The following is a 26771-nucleotide window of genomic DNA, read 5'->3' as shown; positions in this document are numbered from 1 at the left end:
TGACGGTGGCTCTGCCGGCAGCTGAATAGGGTGCAAAACATAAAGGAGAGTTAATTGGCAGCAGCGGCTATGTTAAACCAGACTCTAATGACACCGGATGAGTATCTCACCTGGGAGGCGCAACAGACCGAATTAAAACACGAATATGTTGATGGCGAGATCTATGCCATGGTCGGTGCCAGACGACTGCATGTGGTGGCGACGGGGAATATCTTTGCCGCACTAAAATCTCAGCTGCGCGGTTCAAAATGCCGGGCCTACGCGAACGATCTCAAACTACGCCTGTTAAACCGTAATGCTTTCTACTATCCCGATATTGTGGTGACATGTAGTGCCGCAGATAATGGCGCAGAGCTCTATATTACAGAGCCGACTCTTATTGTTGAGGTCTTATCAGAATCGACCGAAGCTTATGATCGCAACGGTAAATTTGCGGCTTATCGCACAATAGAGACGCTACAGGAGTACTGGTTAGTCGATATTGATGAGCAGCAGATTGAGATCTTTCGTCGGGCAGAGCAAGGGGATTGGCTCTACCACTGTTATCGCCGGGAGAGTGATGCGGCGTTACCGGTCTATACGCTGGAGTTGACGCTACCGATGAGTGAGCTGTTTGAGGATATAAACCCTATTTTAGCGGATGATGGTTAACGGATAGGTAAAACGGTAGCCATGACCCCGCACTGGGCCTTGTTCATCGTTTCGTCACCCTTGCGATTTCTATGATGCCCATCCAACCAAGTGTGATTCAAACCGTGCTTTTTAGACGATCCTTTTTTCCAGTAATCCACGGCGTGTAGGGGCGGGTTTCAAACCCGCCCCTACTAAATAGAGTAGAGTGATGGGCGGCTGCTACTCACTCACTTCAGAGAGCGGCCGCTCAAACAGTCTTCTCTGGCTCTGTGGCAGTTGATAGAGCAGCTTCAGATCGGGCCGATAGAGCTGCGGCTCATGACGCTCATTCTCGCTCAAGAGCCAAGTTACGCGCTCACCCGCTGCCATCTCAATCTCAATACGCCCCTCTATCTCTGTAGGCGGCTCCTCTAACGCCTCTACCGATAGCGCACTGGTATATTTCCAGTTATCGACCCAGTCGGCCACGCTATCGGCGCTAACAGTCGGTTCTGCCGGTTCGATAGCCCAACCCGACTCACCATGGCGCAGGGTAAATTCGGGCAGTATAAAGGCAACTAACTGCGGATTATTCGGCAACAGGCGTGGGTTGATAAAGTCATTGTAGTCAGCCGCCGCCTGATAGTAGTGGTAGTCGGCAATGGTTGCCACCTCGCCTCCAATAGCGACATAACGACGCCGATCTAGGGCGGTCTGTGCCCCAAACTTGAAGGTCACTGCCCCTTGGTTAAACGCCACCTCGACCATCGGTTCGGCCAAACCATACTGCGCTAAGGAGGCCTCATTCGCGACACTAAAACGGTTAAACGGCTCAACCGCCAACAGCGCTAGCAGCGAATCGACCTTAAATGGCTGCACAGGTGCGGTTATCGGTTGAGTTAGCTGCCACTGTTCACCCTCACTCTCGCGCACTAAGAGGGTGGTCACCCCCCCTTTAGTGAGTCGAATGTCGGTCACCTCACCCTCTTTAAGTAGCGCTAAGGGGGAGGGTTTACTCTCGGTGGAGGGCGGCTCATCGAACCAGACAAATAGCGCTAGCCCAACAACCAGTAGCGCTAAGAGCAGATTGAGTTTGTTACGCTTTGCCATATCGCCCCCTATGCTCTGCGCCGCCGCCACCAGATCCAGCCACCACTGCCTAAAAGTCCTAGCGGGATTAGGATCAGAAATAGCAGTGAGATCGCGGTTAAGGCGCTCGAAGAGAGCTCTAGGTTAACATCGGGTGCGGCACGAGAGGGGATGGTAATCATCGCATCATCATACGAGAGCCAGTTTAATAGTCGCTCGCCCAGATCGTGGTTCGCGCCATTGCCAAGGTAGGCGTTGCTAATAAAATCGCCATCGGCAACCACTACCACTCGCTGCTGTCGAGCCGGTAACGCCTCAATGACCGCCTCTGCCTCTTCGCTGTGGCTCTCTTGCTCGGCTGTGATCTCCCGTGTTAGCGCCAGCGCAAGCGTTTGCGGCCCCGGTAGATCACCCTCAGCTTGGTTAAAGTCGATCTCCCCTTGCAGCTCACCACTCTCCAGCCAGCTACGCTCCAGACTCTGTAAGATCGGCTGTGCTTGCCACTGCTGACTATCGAGCGCCGTGTTAAGGCTATGGGCTATCGGAAAGAGTGTCAAACTGCTCAGGTCGCCGGTCACAGGGTGTTGCGGGTACTCTGCAACTAGAATAAAGGCGGGGTTGTCGATTCCCAGCATCTGCCCGGTCGGATCAACCAAGGTGCCAGGATTAAACGCTACCCCCAGCGCCTGCTGTAGCTGCGGCAGAGTGACCGCATCGTCGGGATCGTGTAGCCAGAGTAAGTTTCCTCCCTGGTCAACATAGTTCAGTAGCTGCTCCACCTCGCCAGGTAGCAGTTCGGTACGCGGTGAGGCGAGCACCACAGCGGCGACACTCTTTGAGAGCCCTAGCTCGACACTTAAATTTTGTGCCCGAAACAGAAACCCTTTCTGTGCTAAGCGTTCGGCCCATTGGCTTAAATCATGATTTGCTGCGCCATCAAAGCGACGCTCTCCATGACCGCTAATGAAGACAACTTCGCGCTCGCCACTGCGTAACAGCCGCTGTAACGCATTAGTTAGCGCCTGTTCACCGAGGGTGGTTAGCTGTTCTTGTCGCTGACCATAACGAATTAACAGCTCGCCATCCATGGTGATATTGTGCTGTCGCACCAGCTCCGGCTCCCGATCGGGATCGACAAAGTCAAGTTTAATATCGCCCTTTAGGCGCTGGTAGCGCTCGATTAGCTCCCGAATCTGCTTCGCTAACTGGCTCTCATTGAGAGCTCGGGTAAAGGCAGTGATTTCAAGCGGCCCCTCCATCTGGGCCAATAGCTGTGTAGTCGCCTCCGACAGGGTGTGACGACCGGTAGCAGTCATATCGATCTGGCCACTGTAGCGCTCCGATACCACCCCAATTAGCGCCACCAGCGCCAGTAGTAGGAGTACAAAACTCCAAGATTGCAGCTGTAGTCGCCGCCGTCCTTTGATTGTTAGTTGCATCGTTTGTCTCCTGTTGACTAACCGCTCTGTAGCCGTTCGGCATCGAGTTGGCGCACCGTTAGCAGTAAAAAGGTAGCGCTAAAGAGCAGAAAATAGATCAGATCGCCACTATCGATTAGCCCCTTTAGCAGAGCATCGTAGTGGCGCTGTAACGATAACCAACTCAATAGCTGATCCGATGTCGCACCATCGGCACCGCCGGCAATATCGATTAGCCACAATAACAGCAGTAGTCCAAAGCTACTCACAGCCGCGACGGCTGGGTGGTTGGTTAGCGAGGAGAGAAACAGCCCTGCCGCCGCAAAGGCAGAGACCATAAGCAACAGCCCTAGCAGGGCGGTCAATAGCAGCCCAAAATCGAGCCTCCCTCCGGCTAGTAGCGACAGCGGCATTAAACCGATTAGCGCGACCATAATTGCCAAAAAAGCGACCATACCCAGATATTTCCCCAGTACAATCTCGCTCATTGAGATCGGGGCTGACATCAACAGCGGTAGCGTCTTTTGCCGCTTCTCTTCACTTAACAGCCGCATCGTTAGCAGCGGTACCACCAACAGCAGCACAATCGCTGCGGTGGAGAAGATCGGCATCGCTACCACTTCAGTCACTCCCGGAGGAGATTCGAGCATCGCTAGCTGCGACTGAAAGGCGATAAAGAGATCGAGCTGTTGTAGAAATAGAAAGGCTAAAATCGCCTCTACCACCGCCAGTACCGCCCACGCTAGCGGCGAAAGAAACATGGAGCGCAGCTCGCGCCCCGCAATGGTCAAGATCATCATACCGTCTCCATCTCCTCACTCTCACTACAGGTAATATCGACAAAAATATCCTCCAACGAACGCTGCTCCGGCGTCAGCTCTAATAATCCCCAACCAGCCTCAACCGCCGCAATCGCCACCTGCTCGGCCGGATCTTGTTCTGGATCACACGCTAGCCTAAAGTGGCCCTCTGCGAGCGCCTCGACCGCCACCACACCGCTAATCTGCTCTAGCTCCGTTAATGGCGGGGGCTGGCGCAGTTTGATTCGCATCGAGTCGTGGGCCATACGCCCCATCATCCCCTCAATGGTATCACTAACGACTAACTCACCCCGATTGATAATCTGTACCCGATCACAGGTCGCCTGCACTTCGGGTAGAATATGGGTCGAAAGAATGACGCTGTGATCATCGCCTAGCTCCTTAATTAGCCCCCGAATAGAGCGAATCTGAATAGGATCTAACCCTACCGTCGGCTCATCCAGAATCACTAGCTCCGGCGAATGGATAATCGCCTGTGCAATACCGACCCGCTGCTGATACCCCTTCGAGAGGTTGTTAATGAGCCGTCTTCCCATGTCGGTTAGCCCGCAGCGCTGCTTAACCTGATCAACCGCCTCCGCCACGCCTCTGCGCCGAATACCGTGCAGTTTAGCGCAGTAGCCTAAAAACTCATCCACCGTCAGCTCACGATAGAGGGGGGGCTGCTCCGGCAGAAAGCCTATCATCGCTTTCGCCTCTTTAGGATTATCGAGCAGATCGATACCGTTAACCGAAACCTCACCGGTAGAGGGGGCCAGATTGCCGGTAATCATCTGCATAGTCGTCGATTTTCCAGCCCCATTCGGGCCTAGAAAGCCGAGCACCTCCCCCTGTTCGACCTTAAAGCTGATACCGTTTACCGCTAACTGCTCACCATAGCGGCGCGATAACTGCTGCACCTGAAGTCGTGTTTGCGTCATAATAACTCTTTCCCGAAATTAGTCTTTGTTACATTAACCAAGCGATTTGACAGAGCATGGCTGATTTGGGGACAGACGATTAACTTCACAAGCAATGGGGGAATTTTGTCAACCATGTACCGACTACCAGTGCTATTGTGGCTACTGCTCATCACCCCTTCCGCTCTCTTATCGGAGACGCTGCCTCTACAGGGGGCCGATAGCTCGACTAAAATCACGCTCATGCTCCCTTGGAAACACCAGTTTGAGTTTGCCGGCTTCTATGCCGCCATCGAACAGGGCTTTTACGCCCGACATGGACTCGAAGTTGAGCTAATTGAGTATCAGCACGGCAGTGATATTATCGCCTCTGTGCTCTCTGGAGAGTACGATTTTGGCCTCTTTCACAGCGATGTACTTCTCGCTTACCTACAGCAAAAACCGATCAAACTACTAGCCAACTACTTTAAAAAACTGCCACTGGTTATCCTCACTCGACCCGACATTGACTCACTATCACAACTAGCTGGCAAGCGGTTAATGATATCGGATAAGGATTTTAACTCGCCAATAGTACAGCTTATCTTCAAACAGGAGGGGCTGACGGCGGGGAAAAATATCGATATCGTACCCCACACATTTAATGCCACACCCTTTATCAGAGGCGAGGTCGATGCCATGACCGCCTTTATCTCCAACGAACCTTTCTATCTGCTACAGCAAAATATCCCCTTTACCGTCCACGAATTTTACGACTACATGCGCAGCCTCGGGGATCTCTACCTCTTTACCTCCACCGCTCAAACGGAGCGAGAGCCAGAACAGACCCACCATTTTGTTCAGGCCAGTCACGAGGGGTGGCGCTACGCCCTAGAGAATCAGCCACAGATTGTCGATCTCATTCTCGAAAAATATTCGCAGCACAAAAGCCGCGAAGCGCTACTCTATGAGGCAGAAAAGACCCACGAACTCATTCTCCCGCTGCCGCTACCTATCGGCAGTCTATTTGAAGATGTACTGCTCAATGCAGCCCGCCAGGTGGCTAGCTACTATCAGCTACCGCAGCCAGACTCTCTACCAGGATTACTATTTCAGCCACAACAACGCACCGAACTACAACTCACCGCAGCAGAGCGCCACTACCTTGATACCACCACCTTCCACCGCCAACTCTCCTACGATTGGACACCTTTTAACCTAAAAGATGAACAGGGCAATATCATCGGCATTAGTGAAGATTACTGGGCACTGATACGGGATAAACTTAAACTTAACGAAGTGACAGGAACACCGCCACTCCCCTTCGCCGCCATACTGGAGATGATGCAGCAGGGTCAAACCGATATCTACCCTAGCACCACCCGCACCGCAGATCGAGAGGCCTATGCGCTCTTCTCTGCTAGTTACGAAGAGTTCCCCATCGCCGTTGCCACCCGCGCTAGCAGCGACTATCTCTTTAACGCCGCCTCTTTAAACGGCAAACCGGTCGCGGTTGGCCGCAACTACAGCGCCTACCATCTACTACGACACCACTATCCACAGATCGATCTGATTCAGGTCGAAAATACCCACCAAGCGCTACAGCAGGTCATTAATGGCAACGCTTTTGCCGCAGTCGATATTCTACCGGTACTACAGCACCATCTAGCCAACTTTTCGGCCCACGAACTCAAACTAGCTGGCGTGACCGATATCCTCTTTCCCCTACAACTAATGGTACGCAAGGAGCACGCACAGCTACTCCCGCTGCTCAATCGTGCCATTCGCGCCATTACCCCGCAGGAGCGTAAAAAGATTGATGAGAAGTGGATGGTGCGGCAGATAATTACCAAGACAACGACCGACTATACCCTACTATGGCAACTTATCAGCCTGTTTTTACTCATTACGCTCACCATTCTCTACTGGAATCGTCGCCTTGCCAAAGAGATTACCCAACGACGGCAGGCCGAGGAGCAGCTACGCAAACTCACTCGTGCGGTAGAGCAGAGCCATACCAGCTTCGTTATCACCAATACCGAAGGGACCATTGAGTATGTCAACCCCGCCTTTAGCTATGTCAGCGGCTACAGCCCCGAGGAGGTCGTTGGTCAAAACCCACGCCTGCTCAAATCGGGCCGCCACGATGAGGCGTTCTATCAGCGCTTATGGGACAACCTCTGTAACGGCCAAGCGTGGCAGGGGGAGCTTTGCAACCGGCGCAAGGATGGTGCTCTGTTTTGGGAGTTTGCCACCATTACCTCCATCAGTGACGATACAGGACGCACCAGCCACTATGTAGCGATTAAAGAGAATATCACCCAACGCAAACTCGCCGAGCTAGCCCAACAAGAGCACCACGACCGACTCGTTACCTTTATGAATACCCTACCTGATGCCGTCTTTGTTAAAGATGGTAAAGGAAGATGGCTCTTAACCAATCAGGTAGCACGACAACTGTTTCAAATGACCGATCTGGCATGGGAGGGCAAAACCGATGCCGAACTAGCCCAGCTGCAGCCAATACTCGCCACCGTCTATCAAGCCTGTATCAATAGTGATCAGACCGCCTGGCAGAGTCGTCATATCTCCATCACGATAGAGAACATCGCCGATAGGGATGGTACAAAGAGGGTTTTTGAGGTGCGCAAAATGCCCATCTTCGACCCCGAAGGCGAACGCAAGGCGCTAGTGATTATTGGCCGCGATATTACCCGACAAAAGCAGATAGAGAGCGAACTGATTAGCGCTCAACAGCGCGCCGAAGCGGCCAATCGAGCCAAATCGGAGTTTTTAGCCAACATGAGCCACGAACTTCGCACCCCCATGAACGGCATTATCGGCATGACCGACCTGATGCTAGAGTTTGATCCTGCCCTAACCGCCGATCAACGCCAAAAACTGGAGGTGGTCAAACAGAGCTCCAATACGCTCCTCACACTACTGAGCGATATTCTCGACTTCTCCAAAATTGAAGCAGGCAGACTAGCACTAGAGCAGATCGAGTTTGAGCTAGCGACCACTTTAGAGCAGATAGCCTCACTACTCTCCCCACGAGCTACAGAGAAGGAGATTACCCTCCTCTGCCCAGCCCATCGGCTCCAACCGTGTTGGCTTTGCGGTGATCCGACTCGAATCGGGCAAATTATCACCAACCTAGTTAGCAATGCGATTAAGTTTACCCCCAATGGCGGAGAGGTGGTGGTTGATATCTCTCTCAAACCAGACTCAGCCACCACGGTAGTGCTAACGATTGTCGTTCGTGATAACGGCATCGGTCTTACCCAAGAGCAGCAGAGTCGCCTATTTGAACGCTTTACCCAAGCCGATGGCTCCACAACGCGCAAATATGGCGGCACCGGACTCGGATTAGCGATTAGCAGACAGCTCACCGAACTGATGGGGGGAGAGATTGGTGTCGAAAGCGTGCCCAATCACGGTTCGAGTTTCTGGTTCTCCATCCCGCTAGAGCGAGCCGAACCACCACAACCGCCAAGCTCTCTCTAAAATACCATGGAAAATCGTCTCATTAACTCCCCCTCCCCTCTGCTGCTCGGTATCGATACCGGCGGCACCTTTACCGATTTTGCCCTACTAGAGGGGAGTCGATTACGAATTCACAAAGTTCTCTCCACCCCAGAGGCCCCCGACCGAGCGATTTTACAGGGGATACGCGAGCTAGGACTCGACCCCGAGCAGCGACCACTAACGATTATTCACGGCTCTACCGTCGCGACCAATGCGGTCTTAGAGGGTAAAGGGGTCACCACCGCCTATATTACCAATCGAGGTCTAGGGGATATTCTAACCCTCGGACGGCAGGCACGAGAGGAGCTCTATAACCTACAGCCCCGACCACTGCCACCACCTCTCGCAGAGGAGCTGATCTTTGAGACCGGAGGCCGCCTCGGTGCCGATGGCCAGACAGTTGAACCGCTCACCCCAGCCGATATCGAACAGCTACAGCAGTGGCTAATCGCCACCCGCCCACAGGCGGTAGCGATTAATCTACTATTCTCATTTTTAGATGACACCTTTGAGCGCCAGCTAGCCGAGGCTATGCCAGCGGGGCTATTTATCTCCCGCTCCAGTGAGATATTACCGGAGTACCGCGAATATGAGCGCGGTATCGCCACCTGGCTTAACAGCGCCACCGGGCCGATTATGGCACGCTATCTGGCCGAGCTACAGCGGCAGCTACCTAAGACGCAGCTACAGATTATGCAGAGCAGCGCCACCACTATCGAGGCGAATCAGGCGGCCAAACGCACGGTCAATCTGCTGCTATCTGGCCCAGCCGGGGGATTAGCGGGTGCCCGTGGCGTCGCCGCTTTAAGCGGCTACCATCAGCTACTTAGCTTTGATATGGGCGGCACCTCGACCGATGTAGCGCTTATTCAAGGCGAGTTACAACTCACGAATGAAGGGCACATTGGTCGCTGGCCAGTCGCGGTACCGATGGTCGATATGCACACCATTGGTGCCGGAGGCGGCTCTATCGCTCGCCTCGATAGGGGCGGTATGCTCCATGTCGGCCCCGAATCGGCCGGCGCACTCCCCGGCCCCGCCTGCTATGGCCAAGGGGGGCAAGAGGTCACCGTGACTGACGCTAATCTTCTCCTCAACCGACTCCATCCGGCCCTATTTTTAGGCGGAAAGATGGCGCTCGACCGTGCGGCGGCGCTGGCGGCACTCACCCCGCTAGCAGCACGGATGGCGTGTAGTGTGACTGCGGCGGCGGAGGGGATCGTTGCGCTTGCCGATGAGCAGATGGCGCAGGCGCTGCGAGTGATGTCGATTGAGCGCGGCGTCGATCCTAAAACCTTAACTCTAGTCAGCTTTGGCGGTGCCGGCGGACTCCATGTCTGTGCCCTAGCCGAAGCGCTACAGATGAAACGGGCACTGGTGCCGATCCACTCCGGCATCCTCTCGGCACTCGGTATGCTACTCTCGCCCCGAGGCTGCCACCTCAGCCAGAGCGTTAAAAAGCCACTGTCACACCTAACACCGCACCAGATCGAGAGCTGGCTCGCCCCCTTAATCACAACCGGTCGCCATACCCTGTTAGCCCAAGGGGTAAGCGCCGCGAGACTCATCTGTCAGCCGAGTCTTGATCTCTGCTACCACGGGCAGGCCTTTAGCCTTACTCTATCGTGGCAGGCCGGTGAGAGTCTGCAAACACTACAGCAGCGCTTTCATGCCGCCCACCAGCAGCGCTACGGCCATACCCTAGCGGCTGAGATTGAGTTAGTGACCCTCAGGGTTAAAATCAGCGAGCCAGATCCCATCTATCCGTGGCAGGGGGAGAGTGAGCCACTCGCTCTCGATCTCTCCTCGCTCCACGCCACCTCCCCCTACCCCCTCTACGAGCGCCACCAGCTCCAAAATCGCACCCTTAGCGGGCCGGCGCTCATTGTCGATGCGGTCTCAACCACCTGGCTAGCCCCTAACTGGCAGGCAGAGCTCATCGAGGGAGGGTCACTGCGGCTGCTCTATTTTGGTTAATTTGCAATATACTATAGATTAACCTCAATTTACCGAGCTAATACCCACAATATGAGCAGTTATAACGAGCCACTTCTGCAACGACTAGCCGAGGCACTCAGACGACAACGGCTAGCTAACAACGACACCCAGCTTGATGCCGCCACACGCATTGGCGTCAGCCTTGGCACCTACTCCAAAATGGAACGAGCCGATCCTGGCACCGCGATTAAACACTGGCTTACTGCCATCGACTACTACGGCAATCCACAACAGCTACTCGACGCACTCGCCCAATCGGATGAGCTGCTCGATATTCTCGAAGGGGGGAGAAGCCAACAACCCCGACACCGAATCTCCCGTTCAGCTCGTGGCTCAAACTGAAATCTACCACTACGATAGCTGGATCACACTACCCGATGGCAGCCAGATGGTAGCCGGTCAACTGGTGATTAAAGAGGGGGTGGAGGGGCTGTTTCGTTACGAGAGAAGTTATTGCGAGGCGAGCCACAGTTTTGCGCTACACCCCTCAAACCAAGCTGGTTTGGGCCTACCGCTCGGCAATACCCTGTTTCGCACCCACCATCCGAGTGGGCTCTTTGCCACATTTCGTGATATTGTCCCTGAAGGTTGGGGGCGGTTAATGCTAATTCGACAGCATCAGAGACTCAATAGGCAGAGCTCTGTCGCTCAGCTACTAGGCTACACCTATCCTGATCCGATTGGTGCCCTTCAGATCATTACCCATGGCCAAAAACCAGAGATGGCTTGGTGCTCGATGATGGAGTTAGAGCAGCTTGTCGATGCCGCTCATCGGCTGCTTAACCGCGAATCGATTCCAGAGCCGGTACTACGAGCACTCTTTAAAGGCGGCTCCTCTGTAGGCGGAGGGCGACCTAAAGTCGTCGTCAAAGATAGTCACGATAGCATCTGGCTAGTCAAACTATCACAGCCGACAGACAGTATGAATCTGCCCGCTGTTGAGGCGGCAACGCTCGAACTAGCCCACCATTATCGATTAAATACCCCCCCATTTAGGCTTAAAATGATCGCTGGACAAGATATTTTAATGGTAAAGCGCTTTGACTGCCTAGCTAACGGCGGGCGAGTTCATGTTATGAGTATGCAGGCACTGATGGGGGTTCACTCTAGCTGCGGCGTCAGTTATGCCGATCTAGCCAAGTTACTACGACGCTACAGCTATCGCCCCCGAGACGACTTAGAGCAGCTCTGCCGGCTCATGCTATTTAACATCTTAATTGGCAATATCGATGATCATCTGAAAAATTTCTCCGTAGTACGAGATAGAGAGGGGTGGTGCCTCTCACCGGTGTACGATCTACTCCCTAGCAGGGCCAATCAACTCGATGGCATGGGAGGCTACGAGCCTAGCTACCACTCACTTAAATTTTTGGCCGATGAATTCCCGCCAACAGGGAGCGAGTTACAACAGAACGCCAGAGAGTTCGGTATGAGTGCTAAAGAGATGGCCAGACTGATAGATGAACTACTCACTCTCGCAGAAACGGCAGCGACACCCTTTGCTAAATGCCATCTTACCGCATCCCAAACTGCGCAAATAATGGCCGACATCGCAGTTCGGGCCGAGAGGTTAGCGCGGTAAAAGAACAGAATAGAGTTGAATGGCTACTTAATTTTGCCCTCTTTATAGATGACATGCTTGCGAACTACCGGATCAAACTTTTTGATCTGCATCTTCTCCGGCATATTGCGCTTGTTTTTAGTCGTGGTGTAAAAATGGCCGGTACCGGCTGATGAGATAAGACGAATTTTATCGCGCATGGTGCTCTCCCTTAATTAAATCTTGAAAACTAAACCTTAATGCCCCGGCCACGCATATCGGCCAGAACTGTTTCGATACCCTTTTTGTCGATAATCCGCATCCCTTTAGCAGAGAGCTTCAGCTTAACCCAGCGCTTTTCACTCTCGACCCAAAAGCGGTGAGTATGCAGATTGGGCAGAAAGCGGCGCTTAGTTTTATTGTGTGCGTGTGACACATTGTTTCCGGTAATGGGGCGTTTGCCGGTCACTTGGCAGACCTTGGACATTGAATTTACTCCCGATATAGTTGATTCAGCCGATGGCGTTGCAAAAGAGCCGTGCTTTATAGCAAAAAAGAGCCAGCAACGCAAGCCAAAATGGCCGATAGGGCCATTGATGCCCTCCCCCCCCTTTAGATTTAGCCCGTACGCTCCCACTATAACGCGTTGCAAAAGAGTGAAAATTTTAGTCGGGATGGCTAGAAAATTCCCACTGGCTATATTAGAATCGGGTAATATTTTATTTTTATTACCAATAAAATTGAATTTATACTTTTCTGGACACTGTTTTGGTGTCGCCACAACAACAACTGAGGTTAAAAGACAATGAGTAAAGGGCAAGCGCTTCAAGATCCTTTTTTAAACGCGTTACGCAGAGAGCGGGTACCGGTCTCCATCTATCTGGTTAACGGCATTAAACTACAGGGGCAAATTGAGTCATTTGACCAGTTTGTGGTGCTGTTAAAAAATACAGTCAGCCAAATGGTCTATAAGCACGCCATCTCCACCGTCGTGCCTGCACGCAATGTCAAACTCACTCTAAACGACAATCTAGCCGAAGAGGGCGTCGAATTGATGCCCGAACCAGGTAATACCATTTAACCAATCTCAAGGTTACCACCATTCTCCCCCCCCTCCCCCTAACAGAGTACGGGTACAGCACACGGCTGTACCCGCCCCTCTACCTCGATGTTTGAACGCCCACGCTCGGGCGAGCGAGCTCTACTTATCCATCTCAATCTACAGCAGGAGAGCGAGCGAGAAGATCTGGACGAGTTTCGGGATCTTACCCTCTCCGCTGGCGCTGACCCTTTAATCACGGTAACTAGCGCACGCCGAACCCCCGATGCTAAATATTTTATCGGCAGTGGCAAAGCCGACGAGGTTAAGCAGTTAGTCGCAGCCAATCGGATAGAGCTAGTCCTCGTTAACCACGCCATTAGCCCCGCCCAAGAGCGGAATCTGGAGGCGCTGATAGAGTGTCGCGTGCTCGATAGAACCGGACTGATACTCGATATCTTTGCCCAACGCGCCCGAACCCATGAGGGCAAACTACAGGTCGAACTCGCGCAGTTAACCCACCTCTCGACCCGTTTAGTACGGGGCTGGAGCCACCTAGAGCGGCAAAAAGGGGGGATCGGCCTGCGTGGCCCCGGGGAGACCCAACTAGAGACCGATCGTCGCCTGTTAGGCTTACGCATTAAGCAGCTCAATAGGCGATTAGAGAGGGTGCGACAGCAGCGACAGCAGAATCGCCAAGGGCGCAGCGATGCCCAGCTACCGACCGTCACTCTGGTCGGTTACACCAACGCTGGCAAATCGACCCTATTTAACCGCCTCTGCCAACAGCAGGTGGTCTATGCCGCCGATCAGCTCTTTGCCACCCTCGATCCGACCCTACGACGAGTCGAACTGCCGAGCCAAGAGGCGATGATTCTAGCCGATACGGTCGGTTTTATCCGCCACCTACCCCACGATCTGGTCGAATCGTTTCGCTCCACCTTAACCGAAACCCGCGAAGCCGATCTACTGCTGCATGTGATCGATGCCTCAGATCCGGAACGCGCAGCTAAAATTGATCAGGTCAATCGAGTCTTAGCAGACATCGGTGCCGAACAGGTGCCGCAGATGGAGATCTACAACAAAATCGATACGCTAGCGCAGGAGCAGGCGCGGCTCATCGTTACCGCTAACGGGCTAGAACGGCTCTATCTCTCCGCCCATAGTGGCGCCGGGATCGATCTGCTGCTAAGCCGTATCAGTGAACGCTTTATCCCTGCCTGCCAACGAATTTCGCTCACGCTGCCGCCCTCTGCCGGCAGACTACGCTCACGCCTATTCAGTGTTGCCGAAGTGCTGCATGAAAAGACACTTGACGATGGCAGGCTACAAATTGAGGCGGAGATCTCGCTTCAGGCACTGCGCCGACTCCAAAAAGAGCCCCAATTTAGCCCGCTATTGGCCCAAGCGAGCACTCAAAACCTACCTGACAGCTAGAAATTAGGCTAGAATTGCCAGTTTTTACTGCCGGATAAGGAGTAGATGCTTGAAACCATTAGTGGGGGTCATTATGGGTTCCAAATCGGACTGGGAGACGATGCGTCACTGCATCGAAACGCTCGAACAGCTCGGTATTAGCTATGAAACCGAGGTTGTATCGGCTCACAGAACGCCTGACAAACTGTTTCAATATGCCGCTTCGGCGCAACAGCGAGGATTAGAGATTATTATTGCCGGTGCCGGTGGTGCAGCCCATCTGCCCGGCATGGTCGCAGCCAAAACCGAGCTACCGGTGTTAGGGGTTCCGGTCGAATCCAAGGCGTTAAACGGTATCGACTCCCTGCTCTCTATCGCCCAGATGCCAGCCGGAGTCCCCGTCGGCACCCTCGCCATCGGCCGCAGTGGTGCCGTTAATGCCGCCCTATTAGCCGCAGCGATACTCGGTACCCACCACAATCCCATTGGTCAAGCCTACCAAAAGTTTAGGCAGCGGCAGACCGAAACAGTACTTAGCCAACCCGATCCCCGGAGTTAACCGATGCATATCGGCATTATAGGCGGCGGACAGCTAGCGCGAATGCTAGCGCTAGCTGGTTATCCTCTAGGACTCAGCTTCACCTTTCTCGATCCCTCACAAGAGGCCTGTGCCGCCCCACTCGGCCGCCACCTCTGTACAGCCTATGATGATCCAAAAGGGTTACAGCAGCTAGCCAAGCTGTGCGATCTCATCACCTATGAGTTTGAGAGCATCCCGACAGCTAGCCTCAACTACCTTGCTAAACAGCTACCGGTCTATCCCCCCCCTGCCGCCCTAGCTGTCGCCCAAGATCGACTACACGAAAAAGAGCTCTTTCGCCACCTCGGCATCGCTACCGCACCTTTCGTGGCGATTAACACTTTAAAAGAGCTACAGCAGGCGCTAGATAGCGTCGGCTATCCGGCCATTTTGAAGACCCGCACCCAAGGGTACGACGGCAAAGGCCAGGTTCGCATCAATCGTAGTGACGATCTGCAACCGGCTTGGGAGCAGCTACGGGGAGTCCCCGCCTTAGTGGAGGCCGCTATCCCTTTCGATAGAGAGCTATCGATTATTGCTGTACGAGATCGTCACGGCAGCCTCATCACCTACCCATTAAGCGAAAATGAGCACCACCACGGCATCCTGCATCGCGCCTTCGCTCGCCCTGATGATGCAATGTCTGAGCAGGCGGCCAAATGTGCCACCTCGCTGCTGCAAGCGTTGAACTATACCGGCACGCTAGCGCTAGAACTATTTGAGTCCCAAGGCAGACTGTTAGCCAATGAGTTCGCCCCTAGGGTGCACAACTCAGGCCACTGGACGATAGAGGCCACCCCAACTAGCCAGTTTGAAAATCATCTACGAGCCATCACCCACCTACCTCTCGGTGCAACGGCCACCCAGTGTCACGCCGCTATGGTCAACTTTATTGGCCAAATCCCGCCACATCGACAGCTACTACAGCTACCCGATCTACATCTGCACGACTACGGTAAACAGTCCCGCCCTGGACGCAAGGTCGGCCACGCCACACTCTGTAGCCATAGTCGCACCCTGCTCGAACAGCAGCTACAGCAGCTACAGCACCAGATTGACAGCCACTCATCCGAGGAGGTGACATGAACTCACCGGTCGATCTTGCACGCCACATCAATCGAGGCATAAGACGAATCCTACTGATCATTATCGCTATCTGGCTAGCGCTATTCACCCTAGATAGCTATCTCGAATACTATCTAACCGCCCTTGATGAGCACTATTTACAACTTCTGCAACTAATTCCGTGGCTACTACCGATCCCCCTGTTAATTCTATTGCTGCGCCAGATATCCAGCGCCATGATCGGCGAGATTAGTCAGGAGCTTGCCCACTTTATCGCGATTTTTACCCAAGCAGAGCAGCAAGAGCGACAGATCGATACCCGACAGTTAAAATTTGACCAGTTCGTCCAGCTCGGTACGATTGTCAATAAGATGTTAGAGCAGCAGCGAGCCGCGACTAACCAGCTTAGCGAAGCTCAAGCGATGGCTAACCTCGGCTCATGGGAGCTCTGGTTTGAGAATGAGCGACTGGTCTGGTCTTCACAGGTCTATGCTATTTTTGAGCTACCTAAAGAGCAGCCCCCCTCCTACACCCAGCTCCTGAGCGTCGTTCATCCCGAAGATCGCGAACTACTCGACACCACCTACCGGCAATCGCTACAGGAGCAGCGCACCTACTCTCTTGAGCATCGGCTACTCATGACCGATGGGCGGGTTAAATATGTGCTAGAGCATGGACAGCACCACTACGATGCAAACGGCAAACCGATTCGTTCCGTCGGCTCGGTGCAAGATATTACCGCCACTAAGAGACTAGCGCACTCACTGCAACAGGAGCGGGAGCGGCTAGAGCTGGTGCTTGCCGGTACCGACGCCGGTCTATGGGACTGGAATATGAGCGATAACCGAGTCGTATTTAACCAGCGCTGGGCAGAGATCATCGGCTATACCTTGGAGGAGCTCCAGCCGCTCTCCTTACAGACTTGGCTCGACAATACCCACCCTGACGATCTACACCACTCCAGTGAACTGATCGAAAAACATATTCAGGGCGAGAGCGAACTCTACGCCTGCGAGGTGCGTATGCGCCACCGCGATGGCCACTGGGTCTGGGTACAAGATAGGGGGAAAGTGGTTGAGTGGAGCCCAGAGGGCAGACCGTTACGAATGACCGGCACCCATGTCGAGATTACCGATCAAAAAGAGGGACAGCTCGCGATAGAGCAGGCCAGACAGGAGGCGATCGCCGCCAATTCAGCCAAATCGGCCTTTTTAGCCAATATGAGCCACGAAATTCGTACCCCCATGAATGGCGTTATCGGGATGGTAGATCTGTTGCTACAGACACCACTCAATAAGCAGCAGCAGCGGTATGCCCAGACCATCGCCACCAGTGGTAAAGCACTACTGCAACTGATTAACGATATTCTCGACTTCTCCAAAATTGAGGCAGGCAAGATGGAGCTCAACACGATCGACTTCAATATTCACCACCTACTCGATGATCTGCACCAGCTACTACAACAGAGCGCTCGTCAAAAGGGGCTCAACCTAATTATTTCGATCGATCCTGCTATACCAGAGTGGCTCCATGGCGATCCGGGCCGGCTGCGCCAAATTCTGCTCAACCTAGCCGGTAATGCGATTAAATTTACCCAGCAAGGCTATGTCACCATCAAACTCTCCCAACAGCGACAACTCCTAGCGGCACCCAAGGAGAGGGTGGAGCTCAAAATTAGCGTTAAAGATAGCGGCATCGGTATCGCCGCAGATAAGTTGCCGCTACTCTTTCAAAATTTTCAGCAGCTCGATAGCAGCTCCACCCGTCAGCACGGGGGGACGGGGTTAGGATTGGCGATCTCCAAACGGTTAACAGAACTGATGCAGGGTAAAATGGGTGTCAGCAGCGAAGAGGGGCGGGGCTCCAGTTTCGATGTTTATCTCACACTATTGACCGCAAAAGAGCCTCTGCCGCAAGCCGAACCGGCTACCGAGCCACATCGGCGCCTCCTTCTCGTTCACCACCCGCTACAGGGTGCTCTACAGTGGCAACAGCAGCTACAGGCCCACGGTTGGCAGGTCGAACCGCTACAGTATGGCCTCGATCTGCTGCAACGGCTCAGAGAGGAGCCGCACCCATTTGATGCCGCCATTATCGATAGCCGTATTATCGATATTGATGCCGCCACTCTCGGTAGGGTCATTCGTGACACCCCCGAGCTCGAACTGCCGCTAGTGCTGTTCGATGCCGATCCTCATCGCGGTCAAGCACTATCGAGCCAACAAGCCGGCTTTGCGGCCTATTTAAGCCATCCGGTCACCCCCGCCGAACTACAACAGGCGCTAGAGCGACTCAGCCGCAGCCCCACTCCGATCTATCCGCTAATCACTCGTCACCAACTTAAAGAGCAGCACGCCGCTCTGCTGCTAGAGGCAGCGGAGAGTGCTTCGCCGCCGATTCTGATTGTGGAAGATAATCCAACCAATCAAATCGTCATCCAAGCGATTCTGGAGCGACTAGGCTATACCGATAATGATCTAGCGGAAGATGGTCTTCAGGCACTAGAGAAGTTACGCCAACAGAGATATGCCTTAATCTTAATGGATATTCAGATGCCCAATATGGATGGGTTAGAGACAACCCGAACGATTCGCGATCCCGCATCGACACTACCCGACCACGATATCCCGATTATTGCTGTCACCGCCAATGCGATGAAAGGGGATAGAGAGCGCTGCCTACAGCAGGGGATGAACGACTACATTAGCAAACCCGTTGACGCCAAGCTGTTAGCGCAAAAACTACACCAGTGGCTACCTAAGCAACCCGCGCCCTGCCCCGCTTCTGAGACAGAGAGCCCCGCCACCTGCCATGCAAGCGATCACGAGAATAACCACGCTATCTTCGACTTTGAGAGCGCCTATGAGCGGCTAATGAACAATCAGGGGCTCTTTTTACGGGTAGCCGATGCCTTTATTGAAGATGGCCCAAAACAGCTACAGACGATTGCCGCTGCGGTAGCGAGCCGAGAGTTATCCGCAATTCAAAAGAGTGCACACAAGCTGAAAGGCTCCACCTCTAACCTCTCTGCCCTAGCTCTTAGCCACACCGCGAAGGCGATGGAGAACGCCGCTAGACTAGAGCAGCTTGACGAGGCCATCTCATATTGGCCTCAGCTTCAGAGCGAATTTACGCAATTTATGCAGCAGCTACAGCAGCGGCGGGATGAGATGGCGTGACAAGCCTCAGAAATGGGGCTTCTCTGGTGCCTGCTGATACATCTCCAGACTACTCATAATCTCCGCTTTCGCCTCATCGACACCGCCCCAGCCACCGACTCGTACCCATTTGCCCTCATCTAAATCTTTATAGTGTTCAAAAAAGTGCGCTATCTGATCCAGCACCATTCGCGGCAAATCACGAAAATCCTGCACTTCCCGATAGAGCGGGGAGAGCTTATCGATAGGGACAGCCAAAATTTTGGCGTCATCTCCCGACTCATCAGTCATCTTTAACACCCCAACTGGACGACACTCAATCACCGAGCCAGGAATTAACGGATAGCTAGTTATCACCAACACATCGACCGGATCGCCATCCGAAGAGAGGGTATTGGGCACATAACCATAGTTGCAGGGGTAGTGCATGGCACTGGTCATAAATCGGTCAACAAACATTGCCCCAGTCTCCTTATCGAGTTCATACTTCACCGGATCGGAGTGCGCCGGTATCTCAATAATGACATTCATCTGGTTAGGGATGTTGCTGCCTGCGGTAACTCGCTCAATATTCATAAAATGCAAACCTCTTCAATTGGTAATACGGGGGATAATGGCCGCTCATCCTAGCGTGACTATCGCTAAGAGCCAACCTTTTTTAGCGCCGATTTAGCACCGACCGTCCAGTTTTATTCCGATACCAAAGATGCTCTCTTAAAAGCCATGGTGGAGTAACGAACAGGAGTGTAAAGCAAAAAACACACCAAATTAAAATATCAATACCTTTTAATATAGAAATCACCAACTTAAATCATTTTTTACTGGAGACCCCATTGCAATCTTGATAAGATTCGCTGTCACCAAAATGTAAAGGAGAGATTGTCATGCCTATAAAACCCTACCATCAACTACTCGCCCTGCTGCTGCTCTGCTGCGCAGCTTCGCTACAGGCGGCAGATGACTACCTAGTCAACGCCTCGCCGGAACATGTGAATGGTGCCACCACCATCAATACCACCAAAGCCAAAGAGCTCTTTAATGAGGGAGTGATATTTATCGATGTCCGCAGTCAGATGGCCTTCGATAAAGGCCGCATTCCCGATGCGGTGCTGCTCGATCTAAAAACCGACTTCACGAAAGAGAATTTAGCAGCTGAGGTCGCTCCTAGTGACCCGTTAATCATCTACTGCCAAGGGCCTAAGTGCACCCGCGCTGCGGTGGCGATCGAAAAGGCACTACAGTGGGGCTACCAAGAGGTGTACTACTACCGTGAGGGCTTTCCTAGTTGGAAAGAGGCGGGACACCCTGTCGAATAAGCAGCCACACAGCCGATGCCACTACGACTAAAGATCGTTCTGCTCACCCTAGTGGTGACACTAGCGGTCGCCGCTACGCTGATTTGGGCCGGAATGAGCGCCCAAAAGCAGAGCGAAAAGCGCTTTGAAGAGGCGGTCACCTATGGCCGCGATCTCCTCTGGCGCAACTTTCTTAGGCACGACTATAGCCAACTCGATCTCGAAACTAAAAAGCTGACCCGCAACAGTCAGTTGAAACGGGGACTAAAGGCGGTCGATCTTGAGGCCATTAGCGCCGAAATTGAGCCCGCTTACGCCTCTATGGCCGCACAGGATATGCTCCATAACCTGCGAATCTTTAACGCCCAAGGTGAGATTTTAGTGTCAGCCGCCGATAACTACACCGGCCAAAGCCGCAACCGGCTGGTCAATCAGGTGTTGACCGAAGGTAAAAATCTGCACGCCATCGGCCTCGATGAAACAGGTGAGTTAATGGTTATGGTCGCCCTCCCGATCACCCAGCGTGGTCAACTGCTAGGCGGTGCGCTGCTGTTGAAAAATCTTCGCACCACCCTACAACACTTCACCACAGAGGCCGACTCACACGCGCTAATCCAGCGTCAGGGGAGGCCCCTCTATACCACCGATGCAGAACTTAATCCGCGTCTGTTTGCCGCTTTTAGCCCAGAACGCACCTTTGAACAGATAAGTTACGATAATCGCTACTGGGCAGTCAGTCGCCATACCCTAACCGATATCGAACAGAGAGCTGTCGCAGAGCTGCTCATCGGTGCCGATTTTAGTGACAGTATCGAGAGCCAGAGGCGAGCGAATCAGTTAGCCCTCATCGGCGGCGGTACCATTTTGATCCTCGCTATCGCCATTCTGCTCTGGTACACCCCTCGCCTCTTTAGGCCGCTACGCTATATCTCCCAACAGCTTACCCATATCGCTGACGGCGACTTAAGAATCGACATCCAACCCCGCCACCGCGATGAGATTGGCCAGCTAGAGCTAGCTGCGGCAAAGATGGTCACCTATCTGCGCCAATTAATTGATGATCTGAACCTAACCATCCAGAGCCTCTCCCGATCTGATCGGGAGCTGACCGATAATGCCGAGGCTAGCCTAAGCGACAACCGGCTGCAAAAGCAGCGAATTGAGTCGATTACCAGTGCAGTTAACCAGATATCAGCACAGAGTTCACGAGTACTTGATCACGCTAATGAGGCGTGTCGTGCCGCAGAGATCGCCGAAACCAATACCAAAAAGGGTGTCACGACCATTGAACGGACTATCGCCCACATTCATACCCTCTCTAGCCATGTCAACGATTCGGTCGAGGTGATTAACGGCCTCAAGAGCGAGAGCGAGAGTATTGTCCATATTCTTAACGATATTAAAGCCATAGCAGAACAGACCAATCTATTAGCCCTGAATGCTGCGATTGAGGCTGCCCGCGCCGGTGAACAGGGTCGCGGCTTTGCTGTGGTTGCCGATGAGGTTCGTACCCTCTCGGGACGCACTCAAGAGGCAACGGCTCAAATTGAGCAGATGGCGCAAATTTTACAGCAGAAGCTCGACGACTCCACCCGCACCATGCGCACCAATGTGACCTATAGCGATGGATTGGTTAAGGAGGCTTCGACGATCATCGATTCGATGCAGGAGATCGCCACCGCTATCGGTCAAATTCGACAGATGAATGCCAATATCAGCCAATCGGCCGAAGAGGAGGAGCAGATTAGCCTCCGCACCTATCACGAAATTGTCGGTGTTAATGCCACCACAGAGGAGGCCATCGACAAAGCACAGCATGTGCTGCAAACTTCACAGCAGATAAATCAAATTGTAGAGCGTCTTAATGATCTAGTCGAGCGGATGGTGCTGTAACCCAGCCATACCACAGCTCAAATAGCGCCGAACTACTCGCGGCAACCACTGAGCACCTCTCTAAGCCTTGCGCAAAGAGCCGCTCTCCCTCCAGCGTCAAACTCTCCCCACCGGCCTGCTGCAAGATGAGCCATCCTGCAGCGTAATCCCACAAACTCTGCCGCCCATGCAGGTAGAGATGACAGCGGCCCGTCGCTATCCAGCACCAGTCGAGGGCACCGGAACCAAAACTGCGCTGCGAAGTATAGGGCGGCCTATCGCTAAGTCGCCAGCGCAACGAGGGCAATAGCCGCTTAAAATCGATAAGGCCGATCGCCTCCGCTAGCTGCGTAGGGAGCCGCAACGGCGCTATCGGCTCTCGATTTAACCACGCCCCGCCGTTAGCGATAGCGCTAAAACACTCCTCTCTAAGCGGATCATAGATCACCCCTAATAACGGCTGCTGTTGATAGAGTAGCGCGACCGATATGGCAAACCAAGGCAATCCGGCGGCAAAATTGGTGGTGCCATCGAGTGGATCGACCACCCAAAGATAGTCGTGTGTCGCCAACAGCCGCTGCTGCAGCTCTGGTACCATCTCCTCGGCCAGTACGGCAATATCGGGAGTGAGCTGCTGTAGCTGCTGTAACAACTGCTGTTGTAGGGCCAGATCGACCGCCGTGACCACCGAGCCATCCCGCTTCTGCTCCGCCTTAATCGCGCTTACATGCTCTAAACCGTGCTGCTTTGCCACCGCCTTAACCGCCTCAATTAGCGGCGATAGCAGCTCTATCGGCTCTATCATGCAAATAGCTCCGCCAACTTCTCACCCGGCTCCGAGGCCCGCATAAACGCCTCTCCCACCAAAAAAGCATTGACCCCATGCTGTCGCATTAGAGCAACATCGGCAGCAGTATGGATTCCGCTTTCGGTCACCACCAACCTATCAGCGGGCACTCTCTCTAATAGCTCTAAAGTGGTCTGCAATGAGGTCTTAAAGGTGCGCAAATTGCGGTTATTAATACCCACTAGCGTTAAATCGAGCGCTAGCAGCCGCTCTAGCTCCTGCCGATTATGTACCTCCGTTAAGATATCGAGCTCTAACTCCGTCGCCAAAGCAGCTAGATCGCGTAGCTGAGACTGCTCTAATGCCGCCACAATTAGCAGCACCGCATCGGCCCCCATCGCCCTCGCTTCGTAGAGCTGATAGGGATCGATAATAAACTCCTTGCGCAGAACCGGTAGCTCACACGCGGCTCGCGCCTGCTGGAGCGCTTCGGTTGAGCCCTGAAAGAAGTCGCTATCGGTCAATACCGACAGGCAGCTCGCCCCTCCTTGTTGATAGCTCTGCGCAATCTGGGCTGGATTAAAGTCGGGGCGAATCACCCCTTTACTAGGGCTCGCCTTTTTCACTTCGGCGATAACAGCAGCCTCACCACCGGCGATGCGCTGCTGTAACGCCCGAATAAACCCCCTTGGCGCTGAGGCGCTCGCTAACCTACCCTCAAGCAGCGACTGGGGAGAGTGCTGTTTGCGCTGGCGATTCTCCTCCTCTTTTCTCGCCAAAATTCGTTGCAAAATGTCGCTACTCATGAGGCGTTAGCTAGCTTTTGGGTCAAGTCGGCCAACTGCCGCAATCGATTGGCCGCCGCACCGCTATCGAGCACCCTAGCGGCCTTGGCCACACCGGCGGCCATATCGACCGCTAGATTGGAGAGATAGAGCGCGGCCGCTGCATTTAACAACACAATATCGCGGGCTGGGCCTAACTCCCCGTTAAGTACCGACTGCACCATCGCTAGCGACTCCTCGACCCCATCGACCTGAATCGAGGCTAGGGAAGAGCGCTGCAGACCAAACTGCTCTGGGGTGATGCAATAGGTACTAATCTGGCCCTGTTTCAGCTCCGCCACCTTTGTCGCTGCGGCAATACTTATCTCATCTAGGCCATCTTCGGCATGAACCACCATCACGTGACGGCTACCTAACTGCTGCAGCACCTCTGCTATCGGCTCCACCCAAATCGCATCAAAGACCCCTAGTAGCTGATTCGGCGCTCCAGCAGGATTGGTTAGCGGCCCGAGTAGGTTAAATATCGTCCTCACTCCCATCTCCTTACGGGGGCCGATGGCGTGCTTCATCGCACCATGGTGAGCCGGCGCAAACATAAAACCGACCCCCACCTCGTCGATACATTGGCCAACCTGCTCTGGCGTTAGGGCTAGCTGCACCCCCGCCGCTTCGAGTAGATCGGCGCTACCAGAGCGGGAGGAGATCGAACGATTACCGTGCTTAGCGACCCGGCCACCGGCGGCGGCCACCACCAGTGCGACCGTGGTAGAGATATTAAAGCTGCCTGAGGCATCACCGCCAGTGCCACAGGTATCAATGAGATGGTCACGATCACCCCTCACCGTCACGACGGTCGCTAGTCTGCGCATGACGGCGGCGGCAGCGGTAATCTCATCGACCGTCTCCCCCTTTTGACGCAAGCCGATTAAAAAGCCGCCAATTTGGGCCGGTGTCGCCTCCCCGGTCATAATCAGCGCCATGACCTGCTCCATCTCGGCGCGACTTAACGCGCTTCTATCCACCATCCGGCGAATAGCCGTTACCATATCGATACTCATGCAGACTCCTTAAGCGTAGTTATCCAAAAAATTGCGCAGTAGTTGATGACCATGCTCGGTCAAAATCGATTCGGGGTGAAACTGTACCCCCTCAAGCGGCAGCTCTCTATGGCGCACCCCCATAATCTCCTCCCTTGAGCCGTCGCTATTTTCGGTCCAAGCGGTCACCTCTAGTACCTCGGGCAGTGACTGCTGTTCAATCACCAACGAGTGGTAGCGGGTCGCCTCAAAGCCTTGTGGCAGTTGAGTAAACACACCGCAGTGATGGTGGTAGATAGGTGAAGTTTTACCGTGCATAATCGTTGTTGCATGGACGATGCGACCACCAAACGCCTCGCCAATCGCTTGGTGGCCTAAGCAGACCCCTAGGAGCGGGATTTTACCGCCAAAGTAGCGAATCGCTTCGATTGATATTCCCGCCTCTGTCGGGGTACAAGGCCCTGGCGAAATGACAAGCTGTGCCGGTTGCAACTGCTCAATCTCCGCGATGGAGATCGCATCGTTGCGCACCACCTTTACCTCAACCCCTAACTCGCCAAAGTATTGTACTAAGTTGTAGGTAAAGGAGTCGTAGTTATCTATCATCAGTAGCATCGCGCCATTGTCCTATTAATTGATTAGTTCCTAGCTGAGAGTGTTGACCTAAACCGCCTGAAAATCGATAGAGATTCGATCAGCGGCGACCGGTCTAAAGTCGCTATTAGCAAACGCTAAATGGTCAGGATGGTCACGATAGCTATCGATAACGGCCTGATGACAGAAACGGACAACCCAAGTATAGCGATATGTCGCATCTAACTTCACCGCAGTTCCCACCACAACCTCTCTTACCCCGGGAATCTTCTCTAAAATAGCTTTTCCCTTTCGCATCATCGCCTCAGCCTCGCTATCTTCCAACTCATTGACATTAAAGATAATCAGATGCTCTACCGGCAGCCATGCCTCACTCTGGGCTAGTACCGCCTCAGCCTGCCCCGTCCCTCCCCAGAGCCGAATAGAGCGCTCTACCTCAGCGGCTATCGCCGCCACTACCCCTGAGGTTAGAGGGGTGTAGCCTAAAGAGTCCACGCTGCTACATTGGGCTCTAATGGCGGCTCCAGCGACATCGGAGAGGGCGGTATAGTCGTTAATTTTTGCCACACCATTAGCGATTAACTGCCGACACTGATCCTCCCTTAAGCCGCGATGGCTCTCAATCACCAGCGGTATCTCCAGCGCTTGATTAAGCGCCTCCAGCCGCTCAAAATCGAGCGCCTGTGCCGTGCCAATCGAAATCGCTAACGAGTCGATACCGCTCTGCTGTAGGTAGGCTGTCGCTTCGCTCACGCTAATATCACCGATCCGGCCTAACTCCCCCTCTACCGCAATCCCGCAGGCGTGCGCCATATCAACGACCTGTTTAGTCAAGCGGCAGTTATCGGCAAACGGTAGCTGTGAAGTGTCAACCATCACGCTATTGCAGCCGCAATGAATCGACGCTATCGCCGCATCGAGCGAGGTGCCACGATCAAAGTGGATCGCTACCGGCACCGACGCCCGCTCTGCCGCCGCCTCGACAGCCGCCATGAGTGGCTGAAACTCGAAGTAATCAAAGTGGGACTCGGCCAGACGAAGTATCACCGGTGCTCGACACCGCTCTGCGGCACGCAAAATAGCGCTTAAAAAGTCGGTATTCACCAAAGCAAACGCCCCGATGGCGTAGCCGTTATAGTAGGCGTGTTGTAACATATCGCGTGCATTAACCAGTGGCATCACTCTCCCCTCTTTCGCTGCATAGTGGCACTATTTTAGCAATCCCCCCCACGGTTGCGACACTTTTTGGGCAAAAGTGG

At 53.7% G+C, this 26771-nt stretch carries 24 protein-coding genes; 12 read left to right on the top strand and 12 right to left on the bottom strand.

The genetic code is table 11. The features are described from left to right. Positions 1–69: 69 nt before the first annotated feature. On the top strand, positions 70–651 hold the full coding sequence (locus D5085_08350; GenBank protein ID QEP43123.1) for a Uma2 family endonuclease: 582 nt from the start codon (positions 70–72) through the stop codon (positions 649–651). Between the two features lie 201 nt (positions 652–852). On the opposite strand, the gene D5085_08345 is transcribed toward D5085_08350, so the two are convergent. From D5085_08345 to D5085_08330, 4 genes are read right to left on the bottom strand one after another with little or no spacing between them, the layout of a single operon-like run. Beyond that, positions 853–1752: a DUF4340 domain-containing protein gene (locus D5085_08345; GenBank protein QEP43122.1), complete on the bottom strand. Its 900-nt coding sequence runs from the start codon at positions 1750–1752 to the stop codon at positions 853–855. Further along, a complete protein-coding gene (locus tag D5085_08340; protein ID QEP43121.1) occupies positions 1731–3140 on the bottom strand; it encodes an ABC transporter in 1410 nt (469 codons plus the stop codon). Before D5085_08340 ends, D5085_08345 begins: the two co-directional genes overlap by 22 nt. Positions 3141–3157: 17 nt before the next feature. Beyond that, the gene (locus D5085_08335) at positions 3158–3919 is read right to left on the bottom strand and encodes an ABC transporter permease (GenBank protein QEP43120.1); all 762 of its coding nucleotides are present in this window, start codon (positions 3917–3919) and stop codon (positions 3158–3160) included. Then, on the bottom strand, positions 3916–4860 hold the full coding sequence (locus D5085_08330; protein QEP43119.1) for an ATP-binding cassette domain-containing protein: 945 nt from the start codon (positions 4858–4860) through the stop codon (positions 3916–3918). The genes D5085_08335 and D5085_08330 overlap by 4 nt, the downstream gene beginning before the upstream one ends. 114 nt (positions 4861–4974) lie before the next feature. On the opposite strand from D5085_08330, the gene D5085_08325 reads away from it, so the two are divergent. From D5085_08325 to D5085_08310, 4 genes are read left to right on the top strand one after another with little or no spacing between them, the layout of a single operon-like run. Continuing rightward, positions 4975–8325: a PAS domain S-box protein gene (locus D5085_08325; GenBank protein ID QEP43118.1), complete on the top strand. Its 3351-nt coding sequence runs from the start codon at positions 4975–4977 to the stop codon at positions 8323–8325. A 6-nt stretch (positions 8326–8331) separates the two neighbouring features. Then, on the top strand, positions 8332–10323 hold the full coding sequence (locus D5085_08320) for a hydantoinase/oxoprolinase family protein (GenBank protein ID QEP43117.1): 1992 nt from the start codon (positions 8332–8334) through the stop codon (positions 10321–10323). Between the two features lie 51 nt (positions 10324–10374). Next, positions 10375–10686 (top strand): XRE family transcriptional regulator, encoded by a 312-nt coding sequence (locus tag D5085_08315; GenBank protein ID QEP43116.1) that lies wholly within the window; start codon positions 10375–10377, stop codon positions 10684–10686. Then, the gene (locus D5085_08310) at positions 10460–11926 is read left to right on the top strand and encodes a type II toxin-antitoxin system HipA family toxin (GenBank protein QEP43115.1); all 1467 of its coding nucleotides are present in this window, start codon (positions 10460–10462) and stop codon (positions 11924–11926) included. Before D5085_08315 ends, D5085_08310 begins: the two co-directional genes overlap by 227 nt. Positions 11927–11949: 23 nt before the next feature. Here D5085_08310 and rpmG read toward each other — a convergent pair whose 3' ends face one another. Both rpmG and D5085_08300 read right to left on the bottom strand, forming a co-directional pair. Continuing rightward, complete coding sequence (gene rpmG, locus D5085_08305) at positions 11950–12105, bottom strand: 50S ribosomal protein L33 (protein QEP43114.1); 156 nt, start codon at positions 12103–12105, stop codon at positions 11950–11952. A gap of 29 nt (positions 12106–12134) precedes the next feature. Further along, positions 12135–12371 carry a 50S ribosomal protein L28 gene (locus D5085_08300; protein QEP43113.1) on the bottom strand — a complete coding sequence of 79 codons (237 nt, stop codon included), beginning with the start codon at positions 12369–12371 and terminating at the stop codon, positions 12135–12137. Positions 12372–12689: 318 nt separating this feature from the next. Between D5085_08300 and D5085_08295 the strand changes: the two genes are divergently transcribed. The 5 genes from D5085_08295 to D5085_08275 all read left to right on the top strand — a co-directional run bounded on the left by D5085_08295 (position 12690) and on the right by D5085_08275 (position 19163). After that, positions 12690–12965, top strand: coding sequence for an RNA chaperone Hfq (locus D5085_08295; GenBank protein ID QEP43112.1), 276 nt, complete (start codon positions 12690–12692; stop codon positions 12963–12965). 87 nt (positions 12966–13052) lie between these two features. Beyond that, positions 13053–14360, top strand: coding sequence for a GTPase HflX (hflX, locus tag D5085_08290; protein ID QEP43111.1), 1308 nt, complete (start codon positions 13053–13055; stop codon positions 14358–14360). A gap of 49 nt (positions 14361–14409) precedes the next feature. Beyond that, complete coding sequence (purE, locus tag D5085_08285) at positions 14410–14898, top strand: 5-(carboxyamino)imidazole ribonucleotide mutase (protein ID QEP43110.1); 489 nt, start codon at positions 14410–14412, stop codon at positions 14896–14898. A 3-nt stretch (positions 14899–14901) separates the two neighbouring features. Then, positions 14902–16005: a 5-(carboxyamino)imidazole ribonucleotide synthase gene (locus D5085_08280; GenBank protein QEP43109.1), complete on the top strand. Its 1104-nt coding sequence runs from the start codon at positions 14902–14904 to the stop codon at positions 16003–16005. Then, positions 16002–19163 carry a response regulator gene (locus tag D5085_08275; protein QEP43108.1) on the top strand — a complete coding sequence of 1054 codons (3162 nt, stop codon included), beginning with the start codon at positions 16002–16004 and terminating at the stop codon, positions 19161–19163. The genes D5085_08280 and D5085_08275 overlap by 4 nt, the downstream gene beginning before the upstream one ends. Positions 19164–19169: 6 nt before the next feature. Here the strand turns inward: D5085_08275 and D5085_08270 are convergent, their stop codons facing one another. After that, entirely contained in the window at positions 19170–19718 is a 549-nt protein-coding gene (locus tag D5085_08270) for an inorganic diphosphatase (GenBank protein ID QEP43107.1), read from the bottom strand. Positions 19719–20026: 308 nt separating this feature from the next. On the opposite strand from D5085_08270, the gene D5085_08265 reads away from it, so the two are divergent. Next, complete coding sequence (locus D5085_08265) at positions 20027–20458, top strand: rhodanese-like domain-containing protein (protein ID QEP43106.1); 432 nt, start codon at positions 20027–20029, stop codon at positions 20456–20458. A 15-nt stretch (positions 20459–20473) separates the two neighbouring features. Then, positions 20474–22330 carry a methyl-accepting chemotaxis protein gene (locus D5085_08260; protein ID QEP43105.1) on the top strand — a complete coding sequence of 619 codons (1857 nt, stop codon included), beginning with the start codon at positions 20474–20476 and terminating at the stop codon, positions 22328–22330. Here D5085_08260 and D5085_08255 read toward each other — a convergent pair. Genes D5085_08255 through D5085_08235 form a run of 5 tightly spaced genes read right to left on the bottom strand, consistent with a single transcriptional unit; the run spans position 22299 to position 26691 of the window. Then, a complete protein-coding gene (locus tag D5085_08255; GenBank protein ID QEP43104.1) occupies positions 22299–23114 on the bottom strand; it encodes an inositol monophosphatase in 816 nt (271 codons plus the stop codon). The two genes, D5085_08260 and D5085_08255, sit on opposite strands and share 32 nt — an antisense overlap. Next, positions 23111–23902 (bottom strand): indole-3-glycerol phosphate synthase TrpC, encoded by a 792-nt coding sequence (gene trpC / locus D5085_08250; GenBank protein QEP43103.1) that lies wholly within the window; start codon positions 23900–23902, stop codon positions 23111–23113. Before trpC ends, D5085_08255 begins: the two co-directional genes overlap by 4 nt. Beyond that, on the bottom strand, positions 23899–24933 hold the full coding sequence (trpD, locus tag D5085_08245; GenBank protein QEP45103.1) for an anthranilate phosphoribosyltransferase: 1035 nt from the start codon (positions 24931–24933) through the stop codon (positions 23899–23901). Before trpD ends, trpC begins: the two co-directional genes overlap by 4 nt. Before the next feature lie 15 nt (positions 24934–24948). After that, the gene (locus D5085_08240; protein QEP43102.1) at positions 24949–25533 is read right to left on the bottom strand and encodes an aminodeoxychorismate/anthranilate synthase component II; all 585 of its coding nucleotides are present in this window, start codon (positions 25531–25533) and stop codon (positions 24949–24951) included. 48 nt (positions 25534–25581) lie between these two features. Continuing rightward, the gene (locus tag D5085_08235; protein QEP43101.1) at positions 25582–26691 is read right to left on the bottom strand and encodes a fructose-bisphosphate aldolase; all 1110 of its coding nucleotides are present in this window, start codon (positions 26689–26691) and stop codon (positions 25582–25584) included. Between the last annotated feature and the right edge of the window lie 80 nt (positions 26692–26771).

The organism is Ectothiorhodospiraceae bacterium BW-2, from assembly GCA_008375315.1.
GTDB lineage: Bacteria > Pseudomonadota > Gammaproteobacteria > Thiohalomonadales > Thiohalomonadaceae > BW-2.
This window is presented reverse-complemented; position numbering and strand designations above follow the sequence as displayed.

What these genes read in the sequence shown, in the direction of transcription:
- D5085_08335 (QEP43120.1), bottom strand. Translation starts at nt 3,919, where the DNA reads ATGATGATCTTGACCATTGCGGGGCGCGAGCTGCGCTCCATGTTTCTT.
- D5085_08320 (QEP43117.1), top strand. Translation starts at nt 8,332, where the DNA reads ATGGAAAATCGTCTCATTAACTCCCCCTCCCCTCTGCTGCTCGGTATC.
- trpC (QEP43103.1), bottom strand. Translation starts at nt 23,902, where the DNA reads ATGAGTAGCGACATTTTGCAACGAATTTTGGCGAGAAAAGAGGAGGAG.
- D5085_08235 (QEP43101.1), bottom strand. Translation starts at nt 26,691, where the DNA reads ATGCCACTGGTTAATGCACGCGATATGTTACAACACGCCTACTATAAC.
- rpmG (QEP43114.1), bottom strand. Translation starts at nt 12,105, where the DNA reads ATGCGCGATAAAATTCGTCTTATCTCATCAGCCGGTACCGGCCATTTT.
- D5085_08310 (QEP43115.1), top strand. Translation starts at nt 10,460, where the DNA reads ATGCCGCCACACGCATTGGCGTCAGCCTTGGCACCTACTCCAAAATGG.
- D5085_08330 (QEP43119.1), bottom strand. Translation starts at nt 4,860, where the DNA reads ATGACGCAAACACGACTTCAGGTGCAGCAGTTATCGCGCCGCTATGGT.
- D5085_08350 (QEP43123.1), top strand. Translation starts at nt 70, where the DNA reads ATGTTAAACCAGACTCTAATGACACCGGATGAGTATCTCACCTGGGAG.
- D5085_08325 (QEP43118.1), top strand. Translation starts at nt 4,975, where the DNA reads ATGTACCGACTACCAGTGCTATTGTGGCTACTGCTCATCACCCCTTCC.
- D5085_08265 (QEP43106.1), top strand. Translation starts at nt 20,027, where the DNA reads ATGCCTATAAAACCCTACCATCAACTACTCGCCCTGCTGCTGCTCTGC.
- D5085_08275 (QEP43108.1), top strand. Translation starts at nt 16,002, where the DNA reads ATGAACTCACCGGTCGATCTTGCACGCCACATCAATCGAGGCATAAGA.
- D5085_08240 (QEP43102.1), bottom strand. Translation starts at nt 25,533, where the DNA reads ATGCTACTGATGATAGATAACTACGACTCCTTTACCTACAACTTAGTA.
- D5085_08295 (QEP43112.1), top strand. Translation starts at nt 12,690, where the DNA reads ATGAGTAAAGGGCAAGCGCTTCAAGATCCTTTTTTAAACGCGTTACGC.
- D5085_08255 (QEP43104.1), bottom strand. Translation starts at nt 23,114, where the DNA reads ATGATAGAGCCGATAGAGCTGCTATCGCCGCTAATTGAGGCGGTTAAG.
- D5085_08260 (QEP43105.1), top strand. Translation starts at nt 20,474, where the DNA reads ATGCCACTACGACTAAAGATCGTTCTGCTCACCCTAGTGGTGACACTA.
- D5085_08315 (QEP43116.1), top strand. Translation starts at nt 10,375, where the DNA reads ATGAGCAGTTATAACGAGCCACTTCTGCAACGACTAGCCGAGGCACTC.
- D5085_08270 (QEP43107.1), bottom strand. Translation starts at nt 19,718, where the DNA reads ATGAATATTGAGCGAGTTACCGCAGGCAGCAACATCCCTAACCAGATG.
- D5085_08300 (QEP43113.1), bottom strand. Translation starts at nt 12,371, where the DNA reads ATGTCCAAGGTCTGCCAAGTGACCGGCAAACGCCCCATTACCGGAAAC.
- D5085_08280 (QEP43109.1), top strand. Translation starts at nt 14,902, where the DNA reads ATGCATATCGGCATTATAGGCGGCGGACAGCTAGCGCGAATGCTAGCG.
- D5085_08340 (QEP43121.1), bottom strand. Translation starts at nt 3,140, where the DNA reads ATGCAACTAACAATCAAAGGACGGCGGCGACTACAGCTGCAATCTTGG.
- hflX (QEP43111.1), top strand. Translation starts at nt 13,053, where the DNA reads ATGTTTGAACGCCCACGCTCGGGCGAGCGAGCTCTACTTATCCATCTC.